This window comes from Vibrio sp. D417a (assembly GCF_030248595.1).
In the GTDB taxonomy this organism is placed as follows: Bacteria; Pseudomonadota; Gammaproteobacteria; order Enterobacterales; family Vibrionaceae; genus Vibrio; species Vibrio alginolyticus.
Genome location: NZ_JAHGAM010000027.1, coordinates 97,441 through 114,154, shown reverse-complemented (window position 1 = coordinate 114,154; position 16,714 = coordinate 97,441). Strand labels below are relative to the sequence as shown.

At 43.9% G+C, this 16,714-nt stretch carries 14 protein-coding genes; 7 read left to right on the top strand and 7 right to left on the bottom strand.

The window, feature by feature from the left end; all coding sequences use genetic code 11:
- Window positions 1-13: 13 nt before the first annotated feature.
- The 3 genes from KI742_RS20465 to KI742_RS20455 all read right to left on the bottom strand — a co-directional run bounded on the left by KI742_RS20465 (window position 14) and on the right by KI742_RS20455 (window position 2,771).
- A complete protein-coding gene (locus KI742_RS20465) occupies window positions 14-994 on the bottom strand; it encodes an HlyD family secretion protein (protein ID WP_005377122.1) in 981 nt (326 codons plus the stop codon).
- Window positions 995-997: 3 nt separating this feature from the next.
- On the bottom strand, window positions 998-2,413 hold the full coding sequence (locus tag KI742_RS20460) for a TolC family protein (protein ID WP_053306992.1): 1,416 nt from the start codon (window positions 2,411-2,413) through the stop codon (window positions 998-1,000).
- Between the two features lie 130 nt (window positions 2,414-2,543).
- Window positions 2,544-2,771, bottom strand: coding sequence for a hypothetical protein (locus KI742_RS20455; protein ID WP_005377125.1), 228 nt, complete (start codon window positions 2,769-2,771; stop codon window positions 2,544-2,546).
- A 476-nt stretch (window positions 2,772-3,247) separates the two neighbouring features.
- On the opposite strand from KI742_RS20455, the gene KI742_RS20450 reads away from it, so the two are divergent.
- Together KI742_RS20450 and KI742_RS20445 are read left to right on the top strand one after the other, a co-directional pair.
- Complete coding sequence (locus KI742_RS20450) at window positions 3,248-4,867, top strand: sensor histidine kinase (protein ID WP_053306993.1); 1,620 nt, start codon at window positions 3,248-3,250, stop codon at window positions 4,865-4,867.
- Entirely contained in the window at window positions 4,864-5,550 is a 687-nt protein-coding gene (locus tag KI742_RS20445) for a response regulator (protein WP_005377133.1), read from the top strand. Before KI742_RS20450 ends, KI742_RS20445 begins: the two co-directional genes overlap by 4 nt.
- Before the next feature lie 91 nt (window positions 5,551-5,641).
- Here the strand turns inward: KI742_RS20445 and KI742_RS20440 are convergent, their stop codons facing one another.
- Together KI742_RS20440 and KI742_RS20435 are read right to left on the bottom strand one after the other, a co-directional pair.
- The gene (locus KI742_RS20440; protein ID WP_053306995.1) at window positions 5,642-7,777 is read right to left on the bottom strand and encodes a TonB-dependent siderophore receptor; all 2,136 of its coding nucleotides are present in this window, start codon (window positions 7,775-7,777) and stop codon (window positions 5,642-5,644) included.
- 99 nt (window positions 7,778-7,876) lie between these two features.
- Entirely contained in the window at window positions 7,877-8,842 is a 966-nt protein-coding gene (locus KI742_RS20435; protein WP_137282067.1) for a helix-turn-helix domain-containing protein, read from the bottom strand.
- A gap of 537 nt (window positions 8,843-9,379) precedes the next feature.
- On the opposite strand from KI742_RS20435, the gene zwf reads away from it, so the two are divergent.
- The 4 genes from zwf (at window position 9,380) to KI742_RS20415 (ending at window position 13,836) form a co-directional block, all read left to right on the top strand.
- Complete coding sequence (gene zwf, locus KI742_RS20430) at window positions 9,380-10,882, top strand: glucose-6-phosphate dehydrogenase (protein ID WP_017634563.1); 1,503 nt, start codon at window positions 9,380-9,382, stop codon at window positions 10,880-10,882.
- Window positions 10,879-11,595, top strand: coding sequence for a 6-phosphogluconolactonase (gene pgl, locus KI742_RS20425; protein WP_005387158.1), 717 nt, complete (start codon window positions 10,879-10,881; stop codon window positions 11,593-11,595). Before zwf ends, pgl begins: the two co-directional genes overlap by 4 nt.
- A 38-nt stretch (window positions 11,596-11,633) precedes the next feature.
- The gene (gene gnd / locus KI742_RS20420) at window positions 11,634-13,082 is read left to right on the top strand and encodes a decarboxylating NADP(+)-dependent phosphogluconate dehydrogenase (RefSeq protein ID WP_005377160.1); all 1,449 of its coding nucleotides are present in this window, start codon (window positions 11,634-11,636) and stop codon (window positions 13,080-13,082) included.
- Between the two features lie 226 nt (window positions 13,083-13,308).
- Window positions 13,309-13,836, top strand: coding sequence for a hypothetical protein (locus KI742_RS20415; RefSeq protein ID WP_054575047.1), 528 nt, complete (start codon window positions 13,309-13,311; stop codon window positions 13,834-13,836).
- Between the two features lie 10 nt (window positions 13,837-13,846).
- Here the strand turns inward: KI742_RS20415 and KI742_RS20410 are convergent, their stop codons facing one another.
- Window positions 13,847-14,050: a hypothetical protein gene (locus KI742_RS20410; protein ID WP_005377162.1), complete on the bottom strand. Its 204-nt coding sequence runs from the start codon at window positions 14,048-14,050 to the stop codon at window positions 13,847-13,849.
- Between the two features lie 577 nt (window positions 14,051-14,627).
- Here KI742_RS20410 and KI742_RS20405 point away from each other — a divergent pair.
- Complete coding sequence (locus KI742_RS20405) at window positions 14,628-14,765, top strand: hypothetical protein (protein ID WP_005377165.1); 138 nt, start codon at window positions 14,628-14,630, stop codon at window positions 14,763-14,765.
- 61 nt (window positions 14,766-14,826) lie between these two features.
- On the opposite strand, the gene KI742_RS20400 is transcribed toward KI742_RS20405, so the two are convergent.
- Window positions 14,827-16,593: a sigma-54-dependent Fis family transcriptional regulator gene (locus KI742_RS20400; protein WP_017821352.1), complete on the bottom strand. Its 1,767-nt coding sequence runs from the start codon at window positions 16,591-16,593 to the stop codon at window positions 14,827-14,829.
- Between the last annotated feature and the right edge of the window lie 121 nt (window positions 16,594-16,714).

The window sequence follows — 16,714 nt, the reverse complement described above, 5'->3', positions numbered from 1 at the left end:
CTAGTGGTTGTGATTAAAGTTCAACGACAACACTCATTCCCATACGCAGTTCAGGTTCGGGTTGAGCTGGACGAGCTTCTACTTCAAAGGTACGAAGATCAAAACCTTGAGAAGCATCGGTTGCTCTCCACGTTGCAAAGTCACCCATAACGGCAACATGCGTTACTTTGAACTCAACATTTTTGTTTAAGGCAGGCAAATAGGCATCAAAGGTTGCTCCTTTTTTAAAGTGTTGAAGGTAATCTTCACGCACATTAAGTGTCGCCCAGGCATCTTCTGTATCTATCACAGTAACAACCGGGAAGCCCTGAGGTGCTAATTCACCACTTTGAAGTAGAACTTGAGAGACTTCGCCGTCGAACCAGCTGTAGATCTGAGTATCTTTCGCGTACGCTTCTACTTCGGCTACGGCACCTGATGCCATGCGCGCTTTTTCCGCCGCAGCCACTTTGGTTTCACTTCTAGCGCCTTCTTTTGCCATTTCGTACATTTGAAACGCGGCACTTTCTGTGTATTTCGCTGCTTGCCACTGCGTTAAAGCTTCATCGCGCTTTTGTTCTGCAACAACGCCATCGTTATAAAGGTTATTCACACGATTGTAGGTTTTTTCCATTAAATTCGCAGCGGCTTTGGCTTTCATCCACTGATCTTTTGCTGCTTGGATTTGTTGCTCACGTGCGCCTTTCTCAGCTTCTTGAGCTAAGGCGTCCGCCGCTTTTTCACCTGCTTTTGCTTGTTCTAACTTCGCTTCAATTTCAGGACTATGAAGGGTAAAAATAAGCTGACCTTTCTCTACATCGTCGCCTTTACGTACCATTACCTCATCAATACGCCCTGGGACTTTTGAGGAAATGCTGTATTGCTGGGCTTCAATTAATCCCTGTAAGCGGATCGGTTCCGGTTGATAGGCTTGGTAAAATTGATACCCAACCCAAGAGGCAACACCCAAAGCACAAAGTGAGAGTAAAACGGGTTTTAGTGATTTAGCTGCCATGATTTATTTCACCTCTTTGGATGTTGAAGCAGGGATATAAGCGGTATTTTGATATTGTTCGAAGCTGTTCATTTCACTGCTCAATGCGAGTAGCTTGGTTAAAGATATTAAATAGCGGAAACGCGCCGCTGAACGCTGAGTTTCTATACTCGCGACATAAAGTTGTGCATCCACAACATCCAGAGAAGACGACAGACCCTGAGTAAATGCTTTTTCACGCAAGCGCAGGTTTTCGTTAGCGAGTTCAATGCTAGATGCGAGCCCTTGTACTTCATCAATGGCTTGCTGAGCCTCCAAGTATGTCTTTTGGACTAACAGCGATAAGTCTTGTTTGGCTTGGGACTTTAATGAGTCGACCTGCGAGACGACGCTTTGAGCGGCTTTGACTTTTTCGCTTCGCCCTGATGATTCAATCAGTGGAATGCTGACACCAACACCAACTAACCAGTCAGGCTTCATTTGGCTTGCGAGAGAATCGTCTTCATACAAGCTGTAGTCGCCGTAAAGATAAACTTCAGGGTAGTATTTCCCTTTTTCTGCTTTGATTAAGCTAGAGGCTTGTTTGTGTTTAGCGCTCAGAAGTTCTAACCCCGGATAGGTAAGCAACGTTTGATCGACAAAAGCGCTAAGAGGGGGAAGACTGTCGTTGATAAACAAAGATTCAGCGGGCTCTACGGCATCATCTTGCGCGAGTAATTTACCTAATGCAGCCTGAGCGATACTCAAATCACTGGCTGCTTTACGTGTTTCTACAGATGCTTTATCTAAAGAAGCCTCGGCTTGCAGGCGCTCAACGTGCGCGATTTGTCCTTGCTCTTCAAGCTTAATGGCAAAATCTCGATGCTTTTTTAGCCCTGCTTCAACCGCTTGCCGCGTTGCGAGTACTTCCTTTGCCAGTACGACAGAAAAGTAGTACTTCGATAAATCTTCAAAACGCGCTTGTTGTTCCATTAGAAGCTGGCTTTTCGCCTCATCCGTTTTGCCTTCTGCAGCTGATTGAGCCGCAGAAATTCGACCACCAGTAAAAATCGGCCAAATCGCACGAATAGACGAAGAGAAAATATCGCGCTCGGTTATGGTCGAAGTGGTATTAGCTAAGGCACCAAAAATAGGCTGAAAAGCAGGAGGTACGTTAATGTGTGCTCCTGTGCTGTCTAGGATCTGTTTTCCCGACAGCGTGATATCGGTATCTAAACGCGTGTAATTCGCGCCAATAGTAACCTGAGGTAAGTTGAGATTGCTGGTGGCACTCTCTTGGTATTGGTAGTTCTCGACGTTTGAGCGTTGAGCTTTGAGAGAATAGTTGTTTTCTAGCAATAGCTGCCATGCGGTATCAAAAGTGATCGGTGCCGCATGACAGGCAAGGGAAATCGAGCTGCTAAGTAAGCCCAGTATCCAAAACTTTCCTGTTTTTTTCATAATGGCTGCTTTGTCGTAGAGTATTAGCTCTAATATAAAGGATTCGTAACTGCGTGTTAAGTAGGAGGGAAAATTGGGCAGTAGTATGCGCCCAGTTATATTTGTGCTGGGCGCGGGAGATGTTACAAATTTATTTCGTATATGGACAGTGAAACTCCGCTCTCCACTCGAGCTGACGAGAACCTCGCATCGTATTCAATAGATCTTTTCCACTCATTTGAGGGAACGATAACAGGACTTTGAGATCAGAAGTACCGCCTCCGTTTTTTTCATAAGCCCTGACGTGTGTAAATGTTGAATACATATTCTCTGACAGCATCGCCTTATTCAGGCATATTCCAAAGGTATCGCGTTCCATGTTTGGTGTTCCTTCTAACTATAAATGCACCTCTGTTTATAGTTTTCCAGTTTTCAGATGGTGTCTAAGTGTTTGTCATATAGTCAGTATTTGTGTTTTGTTTTATTTGTGTCCAAATCACTGACATCAATGTTGAGCTTTTAATAGACTTCCAGCTTCACTGCTTTCAAACCGAAACTCTCATTGGTTTCGTTGATTAAAAATTATACGTTGTAAAGTCTAAAAACGCCTCAAAAACCGCTAAAATCGATGTGATCGCGATCATGATTTTAAGGGCAATTTATGTATGGAATTGAGTATCAGAGAGGAATGCTAAATTTGGTGAATGGTTGTAATTTTATGTTTCAGCTCGTCGATTAATTAACCGTAAACTCTGCGGTTTGCTTGCCTTCCTCACAGATTTATCACCGCGACAACGTCATGCTGTTAACTGAGTGTTAACGTTACGCTCAAGAGTGAATCACAAGGATGTATCAATGAGTTGGAAAACCATCAGCTTTCGTAAGCGGATGCTCATTATCATGACGCTATCGGGGTTGATAGAGCTGTTATTGCTCGTCGCCGCGGGTTTCACTTATCTCAAAATCAATCAAGAGCAAGAAATGGGAGAAAAAGCACTGGGTGTTGCCCGTTTTTTAGCGGACTCAGCGGTTGTTCGTGAAATGATCGAAACCCAAAACCCCCAGCCATACCAACTTCGCTTTAGAGAATTAACCGAAGCCATAGGTGCTGCATTCATCGTTATTGGCGACCATAAGGGAGTACGCTTAATCCACCCTGTTGATGAGCGGTTGGGCAAGCCAATGAGAGGTGGCGACAATCGTCGAGCGCTAGAACAGGGGTTGTCTTATGTTTCGACGGCACAGGGCTCGTTAGGTTATTCAGTTCGTGGTAAAGCTGCGATTTTTGACGAGCAAGGGAACATCATTGGTGTGGTTTCGGTTGGCTATTTGCTCGACCGACTGCAAGACCGCATCGAACCATTTTTGGCCTTTTTGATTTTAATGGTCATCGTAGTTGTCGTCGCTAATGCCATTGTATCCAATTATGCGTCGAGAAAGTTTCAGCGCGCCATTTTAGGCTTTGAGCCTGAAGAGATAGGGCGGTTGTACGGCGAATTAGAAGTGACGATGAGCACCATCAAAGAGGGCGTGTTAAGCATTGATGCCCAGGGGATACTTCGCTCGATAAATCGTAGTGCCTGCCAGATTCTCGGTATTGATAGAGAATCAGCGCTCAATAAACCTTTGACTGACACGCTGCGTGATAGCGATCTATATACAGTGTTAGAAAGCGGGCAGGAAGATCATGATATTGAGATATTCCTTAATCATAAGCGCCTGATTGCAAATCGCTCTCCAATTTATGTTGATGGAAAAATCGTGGGGGCGGTATCGAGTTTCCGTTTAAGGGATGAAATCAATGATCTAACCGAGCAGCTATCACAAACCAAGGAATATGCAGATTTGTTACGTTCGCAGACCCATGAGCATCGCAATAAGCTCAACACCATTAGTGGGCTAGTACAAATGGGTGAACTTGATGCGGTGCAAAAGTTAATTGGACAAGAAACCGCACACTATCAGGCAATGATTGAGTTTTTAAGAGATACCGTTAAAGACCCGCTAATTGCAGGTATGTTGCTTGGAAAAACTGAACGTGCTCGCGAGTTAGGCTTACAACTGGTGGTTGAGGAAGGCAGTCGTCTGGAGCCCCTGCCTGAGTGGCTAAATTCGGAAGACCTAGTCACAATTTTGGGTAATTTGATTGATAACGCTTTCGATGCAACGTTAACTTCAATTCGCGATGAATCAAATGTTGCGTCAGAACGCAGAAACATTGATGTGTCCGTTAGCGATTACGGAAATGAAGTGATACTTGAGGTGATAGATCATGGCTGTGGCCTCCCAAAAACAATGGATCCACAAACATTATTTACAAAAGGCGTTTCGACGAAATCTCGTCAAAATCGAGGTGTTGGGTTACACCTTGTCAATCAGCTTGCTACTCGATATCACGGCCATGTTGAGATGATACCCAATACAAATTATGGGACAAGAATAACGGTGTACTTACCCAAGGAAGAACAATTATGAGTATGGCGACTCGCGTAATGATCATTGAAGATGATCTGGCTATTGCTGAGCTGCACCACAAATACTTAAGCCAACTGACAGGTTTGGAAGTGGTTGGAATTGCGACCACGAGAATGGAAGCAGAAATGCAACTCGACATTCTTAAGCCAGATTTACTATTGATGGATGTCTATCTTCCCGATGGCACAGGGCTTGAGATACTAAATACACTGCGTGCAAGTAACCAAACGTGTGATGTCATTTTGATTACAGCCGCAAGGGATGTCGATACATTACAACAGGCGATGAGGGGTGGCGTTGTCGATTACCTGTTAAAACCAGTGATGTTTCCACGCTTAGATGCCGCACTGAAAAAGTATGTGTCCCAACGCCAACAACTAGACATCGTAGAGAGTTTGGATCAGAACCTCGTTGATAAAATGCTGCAGTCTCACGCCAATCAAGACAACTTGCCGAACCGATTACCAAAAGGGATTGATGGTGTAACCCTAGACAAGATCAGGGAGTTGTTCCCAAATGGCAGTGCGCTGACCGCTGATGAGGCAGGCGAAAAGATCGGCGCGAGCCGAACAACGGCGAGGCGCTATTTGGAGTATCTTATCAGCACTGGTGAACTAGAGGCTGATTTAAACTATGGCTCTGTTGGTAGGCCAGAAAGGTGCTATAAAAAAGTGACACGGTAGCGTTTATATTGATGCTCTATGCAAAATAAAAAGCGATGGCTTATTGTAGAAACCATCGCTTTACAAATTACTGCTGTTCCGCTCTAAGAGGTTAGAAGTTGTATTCTAACTTCGCTTCGATAGAGCGCTCAGCGCCAAACCAACAGTTATTTTTGTCGTAACAAGAATAGTATTCTTTATCGAATAGATTGCTTGCAGAAAGCGTGACGCTAGCCCCTTTCATTGATTCAGATACCGTTGAGAAATCGTAACTTGCTGCCAAATCAAACAAGGTGTAGTCCGGTACTTTTTGACTATTCTGTGCATCAATTTGTGCTTCTCCGACATAGCGAACGCCAGCACTGGTACGAAGGCCTGAAAGATTTCCTTCAAAGAAGTAATTTGCCCATAGAGAGGCCGTTTGCTCAGGTACCCAAACCGGCGTTTTACCTTCTTGGTTGTAATAACTGTCCTCGGTAATCTCCATATCGGTATATGTATAGCCTAGAGTGAAATCAGCTTGTGCTGTGGCTTGCCATTTTGCCTCAAGTTCAATACCTTGTGATACCACTTCGCCCGCTTGATAGTTCGGTGCATAAGGATTATTCGGATCGGTCAAGATCGCGTTTTTCTTCGTGATATGGAAGAGTGCTAAGTTACCTGAGATATCACCAGATAATGGTGCGTATTTAAAGCCTAACTCCCATTGATGACCGGTTGATGGCTCAAATGCTTTACCAGAAGAGTCGGCACCCGCAATTGGCTCAAAACTTTCCGAGTAAGTAAGGTATGGCGAGAGACCAAAATCTAGCTCATACAAACCACCGACTCGGAAAGATACGTTGGTATCGTCTAACTCTTCCTTGCTCTTGGATACTGTTCCTAGATAATCGCTAACGGCGTCTGTATTTGAATCGTATTTATCCCAACGAAGACCTGCAATCATTACAAGTTGGTCGTAACGAACTTGATCTTGGAAATAAACGCCAATCTGCTTCGTTTTGATATCTAAGTTTTGTTTGTATTGGAAATTCAGTGCATTACGATCAATGCTGTTGTGGTCAGGATTAAAAATGTCCTGAGTTAGCGAATACCCAAGCGTGTCTTTGTATTTTACATCTGAGTCTAGATACTGATAATCAAGCCCGAACAATAAGTTATGTTCAAAATTTCCTGTTTTAACGTAGCCAGATAGTTGGTTGTCAATCACAAAGGATTTGGACTTTTCATCGGTTAAATAGGCATTTCGACCAACGGTACGGTTATCCGCTTCAAGTGCACCGTTATATGTGTTTTCCTGATAGGCATCGGCGGTCATGTAGCGGGCATTCTGTAGAAATTGCCAATTGTTGTTAAAGTCGTGTTGGACTTTGTAACCCATCATCAGAACTTCGCGTTCGTAAGTGTTCCAGTCCTCATCCCCTAAATAAGTGCTTGGTGACATCGAGCCAAGTGGGTTTTTAATCACTGAGCCAGATGCAGGCACAGTCGTGTAGATACCTGCTGATGGATCATTTTGATAGTAAACATTCACGTTCACTAATGTGCTTTCTGTCGCTTGCCAATTGAAAGATGGGGCGAGTACATAACGTTCATCTTCAGACGTATCGGCTTGACCATCTCGCTGTTTTGCCAGGCCGACGATACGGTAATCCACATTAGAATCACCAATTTGTCCTGTGGTGTCGAACGTCAGTTCTTTTAGGCTGTTAGTCCCTGTACTAATCGAGACAGAGTGTGAGGGTGTTGACTGAGGCGCCTTGGCGATAATGTTAACCATACCTCCTGGTGGAATATTGCCGTAAAGAACAGACGTTGGCCCTTTAAAAACCTCGATTTGCTCAAGAGCAACGGAATCGACCTGCGGTTGAAGGTTCCAACCGTTGTACAGCAAAGGAAGACCATCATAAAAGTTGGTGTAGTTAATAAAACCACGAATATTGAATAGGTCAAGTCGGGAAACGGCACCGCCACGCAATTCTGTATTTACGCCAGGCGCGTAACGCAATGCTTCGCTCACCGAGTTTACGCCGCGTAGGTCCATGTCATCTTTAGTGATTACCGTGATCGCTTGCGGTGTTTCTTCCGGTTCTAAAACGGTTTTAGTTGCGGTGTTTCGGTATGTTTCTCCTAGCACCGTAATCGTTTCGTGTTGGGATACGCTCTCAGTCGCATTGGCGTGGCCAGCGAGCAATGCGGATACGACGATAGCAACCGCTGAACGATGAAATCGAATCGGACTTTCCATATTTATAAATTCCACTACTTTTTCTATTTATTGATAATGATTGTTATTTGTATTCTATATTCAAAGAAATAGGAAAAGTTAACAATTTGGTGCAAAACACTAATCTTTGGAACTTATTCTTCTGTTCTTAGGTTTTAAAGATAGCGAGTCGTTTGGCTCGACAGGAATCCAATACTGCATTTGTGCTTGTTCGCTATCAACATCATAACCTTCTGGATAAAGCTCTAACTCATAACCATCGATAGCATGATAATTAGAGTAGGGTAGCCAATGTAAAATAAACCATTCCAGCGTTGAGGCGAGCTCTGATGCTTTGCCTATGTGTGTAATGACGGCGTAGGTTTGCTCAGGAACAGCCAAGAGGTCTAACCCCGAGTTGGAAGAGTTCGTTGATCTTGGTGCATTTGCTGTTGGACTGCACTCATAACCTGCCCAATACTCAAGTTGTTGGTTGTTTGAATACGCTTGAGTCACATCAATCACGCCAAAGTAACTACTTTCCGAATTGTTAAGGTTTTCAGATGAATAAAGACGTGACCAAAGTGACGGTACTTTGGATTGGAAATCGGGCGCAGCGGAAAACAATCCGTGAATAGGTTCATGATAACCAGCAAGTTCAAAAGCCGGTTTTGTTTCTATTCGAACTTCAATAAAGCGCTGATGTTTTTTCTCTTCTTTTGGTGTCTTACGCAGCGTCAAAGGTTGTCTCAACCCGGAGAGCTGTTGCGTTTTTCGATATTCACGGGGGCTTTTTGAAAACATATTCCTGAACGCTCGGCTAAATGCGTGTTCAGATGTAAATCCCATTTCTATCGCTATATCTAACGAGCGGTCAGAAGTATGGATTAAGCGCTCAGCCGCAAGGCTAAGTTTAAGCTCTCTGATATAGTGAGCGACGGATACGCCAGTGTGTTGTTGAAATACGCGTTGCAGTTGCCAGCGAGACCAACAACTTGCTTTCGATATTTCATCTACGCTCAGAGTGCTGTCTAAGTTGGTGTGAATGTAGTCAAGCACCGATTGTATTCGGTTTATGGGATGTGGGTTAATGGCGCTTGATTTCATGGCGTTCTACTTTCACATTAATAGTGATTTCATTATCTTTAATTGAGTATCATTATCAATAGCATAATGAAATAAAAAGTAAGTAACACAGATCACGATAAAACTGTAATGGATTGCAAGGATGAGTAATTATTGCCCACATTAGAGTTTTTGCTTAAATTCTGGAGCGTTCAGATGAAACTTTTTTTATCAATAAAATACAATCGCTTATGACGTTTTGTGCAACTTATTTAAACGTTTGCACTGGCAAGTGTTGATGTAAATCAAATAGTCGTAGACAATATTGCCCCGTGTCGGACTCTCCTCCAGCGAGTACAGTGTGTACTTTTGAGACATAAGTGACTTAAATGACCTCAATACGTCGTGTTTCCAAGAATCGGAAATGCAACTTCTTGAGGTTCTTTGGGCCCATAGACTTTACCTATCAACGTAATAGGTAAGACCAATTTTCTATTTTGAGGTGCCATTGATAGGGTTGGCTCATTCTCTAGCCGTATCCGGGCACACAATAAGTACCTCGTTTTTAAGGGAAAGATGATGGTAATACCAGAAAACAGCAGCATCGTTATTTTTGGTGCTTCAGGTGACCTTACGTACCGTAAGCTCATTCCTGCTTTATACCACCTCTACGCGAACAAGCAGCTTCCAGAGAATTTTGCCATTCTGGGGGTAAGTCGCACTGAATACAGTGATGAGTCTTACCGCGCGAAGCTGAAAAAATCGCTTCAGGAAATGGAAAAGACTGAGCCAGAAACGCTTGATGCATTTATTAACCATCTGCACTACCAAGCAATTAATACTTCTGACACACAAGATTACGGTAAGCTATCTTCTCGCTTAGACCAACTTGCGGACGAATATCAATTCGAGCAACGCAATACGCTTTTTTACTTAGCAACCCCACCAAGTTTATACAGTGTGATCCCTGCAAGTCTTGCAGCACATGGTCTTAACAGTGAAGAGGATGGCTGGAAACGCCTGATCATTGAGAAACCATTCGGCTATGATCTTGAATCGGCGCGTATTCTGGACAAAGAAATTCACGAGCACTTCCAAGAGCATCAAATCTACCGAATTGACCATTACTTAGGTAAAGAAACGGTACAAAACCTACTTGTGCTTCGTTTCTCTAATGCGATGTTTGAGCCGCTTTGGAACCGTAACTTCATTGATTACGTTGAAATCACAGGCGCAGAATTCCTTGGCGTAGAGGAGCGTGGTGGTTACTACGACAACTCTGGTGCTGTGCGCGACATGTTCCAAAACCACTTGCTACAAGTATTAGCAATGGTAGGTATGGAACCACCAGCGCAAATCAATGCAGACTCGATGCGTGATGAAGTGGTAAAAGTGCTTCAATGCCTAAAGCCATTAGACGAAAACGCTCTGCGCAACGATCTAGTATTAGGCCAATACACGGCGTCTGAAGTCCGTGGGCAAAGCCTACGCGGCTACCGTGAAGAGCCGGGAGTTGCAGACGATTCTCGTACAGAGACTTACATCGGTTTGAAAGCGTACATCAACAACTGGCGTTGGAATGGCGTGCCATTTTACGTGCGTACTGGTAAGCGTCTTCCAACACGCGTTACTGAGGTGGTTATCCACTTTAAACAAACACCGCATCCTGTGTTTGGTCAAAACGCACCAGAAAACAAGCTGATCATTCGTATTCAACCAGACGAAGGCATTCAAATGAGCTTTGGCTTGAAAGAGCCAGGCGCAGGCTTTGAAGCGAAGGAAGTGAAAATGAACTTCCATTACGCTGACCTGCAAGAAACGCAAATGCTAACGGCATACGAGCGTCTTCTACTTGATGCTTTGAATGGTGATGCTACGCTATTTGCACGTAGTGATGCGGTGGAAGCGTGCTGGCAATACGTACAACCAATCTTAGATTTTAAGCAAGATCCACAATCCCTCTTCGGGTACGCATGCGGCACTTGGGGACCTAAAGAGTCAGATGACTTGTTACAGCGTGATGGTCGCGCTTGGCGTTTCCCATGTAAAAACTTAACAGATACGGATTACTGTGAACTATGATCAACCATAAGATCTACCAAACAGCAGAACAGGTAGTTGAAAGCCTAGCTAACGATATGAAAGCGTTTAGCGAAATGGGCAGACCTGTTCACATCTCTCTTTCTGGCGGCAGCACTCCTAAAATGCTGTTTAAACTACTGGCTTCAGAGGCTTACGCAACCTCCATTCAATGGGAAAACCTCCACTTTTGGTGGGGTGACGAACGTTGTGTTGCCCCTGACGATGCAGAAAGCAACTACGGTGAAGCGAACACGTTGTTGTTTAGCCAAGTAAATATTCCTGCAGAAAACATTCACCGCATCCGTGGTGAAGATGAGCCTAAAGCAGAAGCCGAGCGCTTTGCAAAAGAGATGGCAGAGGTAATCCCGAATGAAAACGGCACACCTGTGTTTGACTGGATCTTATTAGGCGTTGGTGCAGATGGTCATACAGCTTCTCTGTTCCCTGGCCAAACGAATTATGATGATGCGAACCTATCTCTTGTGGCGTCGCATCCTGAATCGGGCCAACTTCGTGTGTCGAAAACCGCACGCGTATTAGAAGCAGCGAAACGCATTAGTTACTTAGTGCTTGGTGCAGGAAAAGCGGACATTGTTGAAGAAATTAACAGTTCACCAGCACACGCACTGCCATACCCAGCGGCTAAGATTCAAGCGAAATCGGGCCTAACGGAATGGTATTTAGATTTAGACGCGGCAGCAAAAATTGCTTAAGACGCTGCTCGTCGATGAAATAAAATTGGAGAGAAACAATGAAAGGTGATATCGGTGTAATTGGCCTAGCAGTAATGGGTCAAAACCTTATCCTAAACATGAACGATCACGGCTTTAAAGTGGTTGCTCACAACCGTACTGCTGCTAAAGTAGACGAGTTCCTGGAAGGTCCAGCAAAAGGCACGAACATCATCGGTGCATACTCTCTAGAAGAACTAGTAGAGAAGCTAGAAACGCCGCGTAAAGTAATGTTGATGGTTCGCGCTGGTGACGTTGTAGACAAGTTCATCGAAGCGCTAGTACCTCTGCTAGACAAAGGCGACATCATTATTGACGGTGGTAACACTAACTACCCAGATACAAACCGTCGTGTTGCTGCACTACGTGAAAAAGGTATCCACTTCATCGGTACTGGTGTATCTGGTGGTGAAGAAGGTGCGCGCTTCGGTCCATCTATCATGCCTGGCGGTGCTGCTGAAGCATGGGAAGCGGTTAAGCCTATCTTCCAAGGTATCGCTGCGAAAACTGACGCTGGTGAGCCATGTTGTGACTGGGTTGGTAACGATGGTGCTGGTCACTTCGTTAAGATGGTACACAACGGCATCGAATACGGTGACATGCAGCTTATCACAGAAGCTTACCAGTTCATGAAAGACGGTCTTGGTATGTCTGCTGACGAGATGCAAGCAGTATTCGCTGATTGGAACAAGACTGAACTAGACAGCTACCTTGTTGAAATCACGGCTGACATCCTTGGCTACAAAGATGAAGACGGTGAGCCTCTAGTTGAGAAGATCCTAGACACAGCAGGCCAAAAAGGTACTGGTAAATGGACTGGTATTAACGCACTAGACCTAGGTATTCCACTAACACTTATCTCTGAGTCTGTATTCTCTCGTTGTCTATCTGCACTGAAAGACCAACGTGTTGAAGCTGAATCTCTATTCGGTAAGACAATCACTCCGGTTGAAGGCGACAAGCAAGAGTGGGTTGATGCACTACGTCAAGCGCTACTAGCTTCTAAGATCATCTCTTACGCTCAAGGCTTCATGCTAATGCGCGAAGCATCGAACGAGAACGGTTGGGACCTAAACTACGGTAACGTAGCACTAATGTGGCGTGGTGGTTGTATCATCCGCTCTGCGTTCCTAGGCAACATCCGTGATGCGTACGAAGCGAACCCAGACATCGCATTCCTTGGTTCTGATGAGTACTTCAAAAACATCCTACAAGGCAGCCTAGCAGCATGGCGTAAAGTAGCAGCGAAATCTCTAGAGTCTGGTATCCCAATGCCATGTACGATTTCTGCGCTATCTTTCCTAGACGGTTACACAACAGCTCGTCTACCAGCGAACCTGCTTCAAGCTCAACGTGACTACTTCGGTGCTCACACTTATGAGCGCATTGACCGTCCACGTGGTGAATTCTTCCACACTAACTGGACTGGTACAGGCGGCGACACAGCGTCTACAACTTACGACGTGTAATCGTTTTAAGTAAACCGACTAAATATAAAGATATAAAGGGATGCCCAAGTGGCATCCTTTTTTGTGTCTGTAAGATATTGGTAGATTTAAAAGTTACATTAAACGTTGATTCGTCACGCAGTTCTCAGAAATGGGAGAGCATGCATTTGCTAGCAGTTTAATATTTCTCTTCGAAGAGTGAAGCTAAGCCGCTCTCTGCCGTCTCCTCAACTATAAGGTAATAGAAATGACACAACAGAAGCATCCATTTCACACAGCTTTCGTGTTGCTTATGTTCATATTACTGATTACTTACTCCATCTATCGCCTTTATCATCATTTCGTTTTCGAATCTCTACCGCGTCAGCTCAGTAGTGGTTTTCAAGTGGTCTACATTGATGCGTCATATGTTTTAAGTATCGCAAGCTTACTCTTGTGCCCTACATTATTGGTCTATATTTTATTTGATCGAATGACTCAGTTAGTCAAAGTGCCGATTAAAGTGATAACTATAACAATTGTCTTGTCCCTTATCGTTGCTATTCCAGGTCAAATTTTTGAATTTGGGCGATTGAAGTATATTGCAGAAAATAATGGTTACTCAGCGTGCCCACCTTTCACTATTGCATCAAGCGGAATGTTTGTAGAAGCTATGGTAAAAGAAGAAAAATACTGTATAGAACCAGAAATTAATCGTATTGGTATGTATGGCTATTTTCACGAACTCGAACGGATTGATAACTATATCAAGTCACACAGAAATGACATTCAATAGAAAAGAGCGCCTAGGCGCTCTTTTCAGTGGTCGTTTTCTTGTTTTGATAAAACCTGTCTTTTAGGTAGAGAATTGCACTGACCACAAGAGCCACTAAAGAAACAGTAAATAGGGCGTACATGCTGAGAATCCATGCGAATGTGGCCGTCAAGAATGCGATGAAGGAAAACATCCTGCTGAAAGACATCACATGGCCAAGTTTGTTACTTTTCATAAACGCCTCCCGAAGCTAAGTGGGAATAGACAATTGTGGTCATATACCACACTTTAATTGTCTGCTCTTTTGGGACGTTTCACACAAAAAAGTGGCTAAAGATTTCTCAAAAAAGGTGAAATATTGAACTGGTAGACAAATCGTTAAACTGAGTTGCACAGATATGACTTCGGTTGTCTATCACTTCAAAGTTTTTAACTACGCAGATTAAGGGCATGTAGCGCTATTATTATCGTATTCGAACTCTACGATACACAATTGCAAGTGAACCTACACTCGTAAGCTCATCCCTGTCGTCAGTTACAGTAAAAGCTTTTTTCTCTGTTTAACAATACCTTAGTAACGACGGGCAATTAACCCCGTTTTTCGATCGAAACTCAGATTGCATAAAAGGTGAAAAAGAGTGCTAGGTAAGCCTTTAAACTACGCCTATAATTAGCGCCCACATGGAGGATGTTTACTATATGAACATCCTTTATTTTTTGAAACTAGCAACAAGGATCCAGTAAAACATGTTTTTCTGGTTTTGTTTACGTTGACCAAGAAGGTAATTAACACAGCAAATTGAGGTTCTAAGATGACTCTTAACAAGTACTTTGTTTTCATTCCAGCAGAATTGGAACAGGAAATGCACAAGGACAATCAAGTGATCTCTGAGAAGGAAACTCAACGTCAGGCATTAGTAAAACAGGCACAACAACAAGGCGGCCTGTAAGCTAGGTTTCAAAGAGAAAGAGCACCGCAACGGTGCTCTTTTTATATCTGAGGTCGTAGAATTAACTTAATATGCCAAGGCTTTTCAACTTTCTGTAAATGGTATTTCGGCTCACACCAAGCATACGAGACGTTTTGCTAATGTTCCCCTGGTTGGCTTGATATGTTTTGAGTAACTTATCTTCGACGGTTGCACGCAGTTCTGAAGTTGGTTCAGCGGATGCTGCCCCTTCTTGAGCTTGGCTGAGTTTCTTACTTAGGTGGGCTGGGACGTGTGTGAGTTCCAATATTTCTTCACCTTGCGCCATTAAGGCGGATACTTTGATTAAACTATCGAGTTCACGCAAATTTCCTGGCCATGAGTAAGACAGCATCAGAGAAAGTAGGTGAGGGCAAAGCTGTTGTTCAGATTCGGCGTGACGCCGATGAATGTTCTCAATCAGTTGTCGTTTATCTTCACGCTCCTCAAAGCGAGGTAGCTCAATGATCAAGCCATTAAGGCGATAATACAAATCTTGGCGGAACAATCCTTCGCTGACCAAATGTTCCAGATCTTTATGCGTGGCTGCAATGATTTGCGTATCGACTTGAATACTTTGGTTTGAACCCACGGGAAGCACGGTTTTATCTTGCAATACATGGAGCAAGCGGCTTTGAGCTTCCAAGGGTAAATCTGCGATTTCATCCAGAAACAAAATCCCTTTGTGTGCTTGGCGAATTTTTCCCTGATAGCCTTTGCTGTTTGCGCCAGTAAAGGCACCGGCTACGTAGCCAAACAATTCAGATTCAACCAAGTCTTTTGGTAAAGCTCCGCAGTTAACGGAAACCAACGGTCCCGTTTTTCTCTGGCTGTTTTTATGGAGTGCTTTTACAAACTCGTTTTTGCCAACACCAGTCTCTCCGAGAATCAACAAACTGATGTCTTTATCGATGACGCGATTAGCTTGCTGCCAACAGTGCTCAACAGCGGAGTCGCCATAATGAAGATCATTGGACGCCGCTACAGCACGAGACTTGACCTTGCTATCTTTATCGGTAAGCGGTTTTGTTTTGAAAACGAAAGGGTGCTCATTTCCCCGAGTGGATAGAATGTCGTCTAAGGATTGCCCAATGATACTTTTTTGCGCAAAAAGTTGAGAGGCTACTTGATTGTGAGCCAAAACTTGTCCGTCTTCATTTGCAATGATAATTCCTTGCCAACCACTATTCAGTAAACCTTTTTCGCACGCTAAATCCACACGAATATGCCCTTGTGGAATCAAGTTAAGTAGTTGATTCTCCACTTGCTGGACCATGTTTTGTACTAGTACTTGCGTTGAGAAGTCATGTCTCTTTTGCTCGCTTGTAATATCTAATACGCCAATGAGGTTACCAAGATGATCGAAAATAGGATTAGCCGAACAGCTAATAAAACGATGGTGTTGGATAAAGTGCTGATCACCAATAACAGAAACGGGCTTTGCTTCAACCAAAGCTGTACCAATCGCGTTGGTGCCTTTGACCTTTTCTTGCCAGCATGCTCCAGAGCTTAGCGAGATTTCCGTTAACTTTTCACGAAATCTAGGCTGTCCCCAACTGCCGATGATGACACCATCTGAATCCGTCAAAATTAAGCGACTGTCGCTATGAGCAAATAGCTGATTAAACAAAGGGAGCGCAAATTGAGTGACTGCCTCTAGCAAAAAATTGAGTTGGTGACGCCTATCTTGGAGCGTCGCTGGCGTTACTCGAATATCTTCAGGGCGTCGACGCTGTTTTAAACCCGCTTGTTCACTTCTGACCCATGAAGTTGAAAGCCAATTGTTATCGCTAATATGTTGAAGTTCCATGACTGTACCATTTTGTCACAGTGAGGGTGTGCCATTTTGGAACACTTGAACATTGGTGTTCACACCATACATCCGCTCAAACATCGCTCACTTGGTTTGTTATCGCTTGGTAATCATAGTT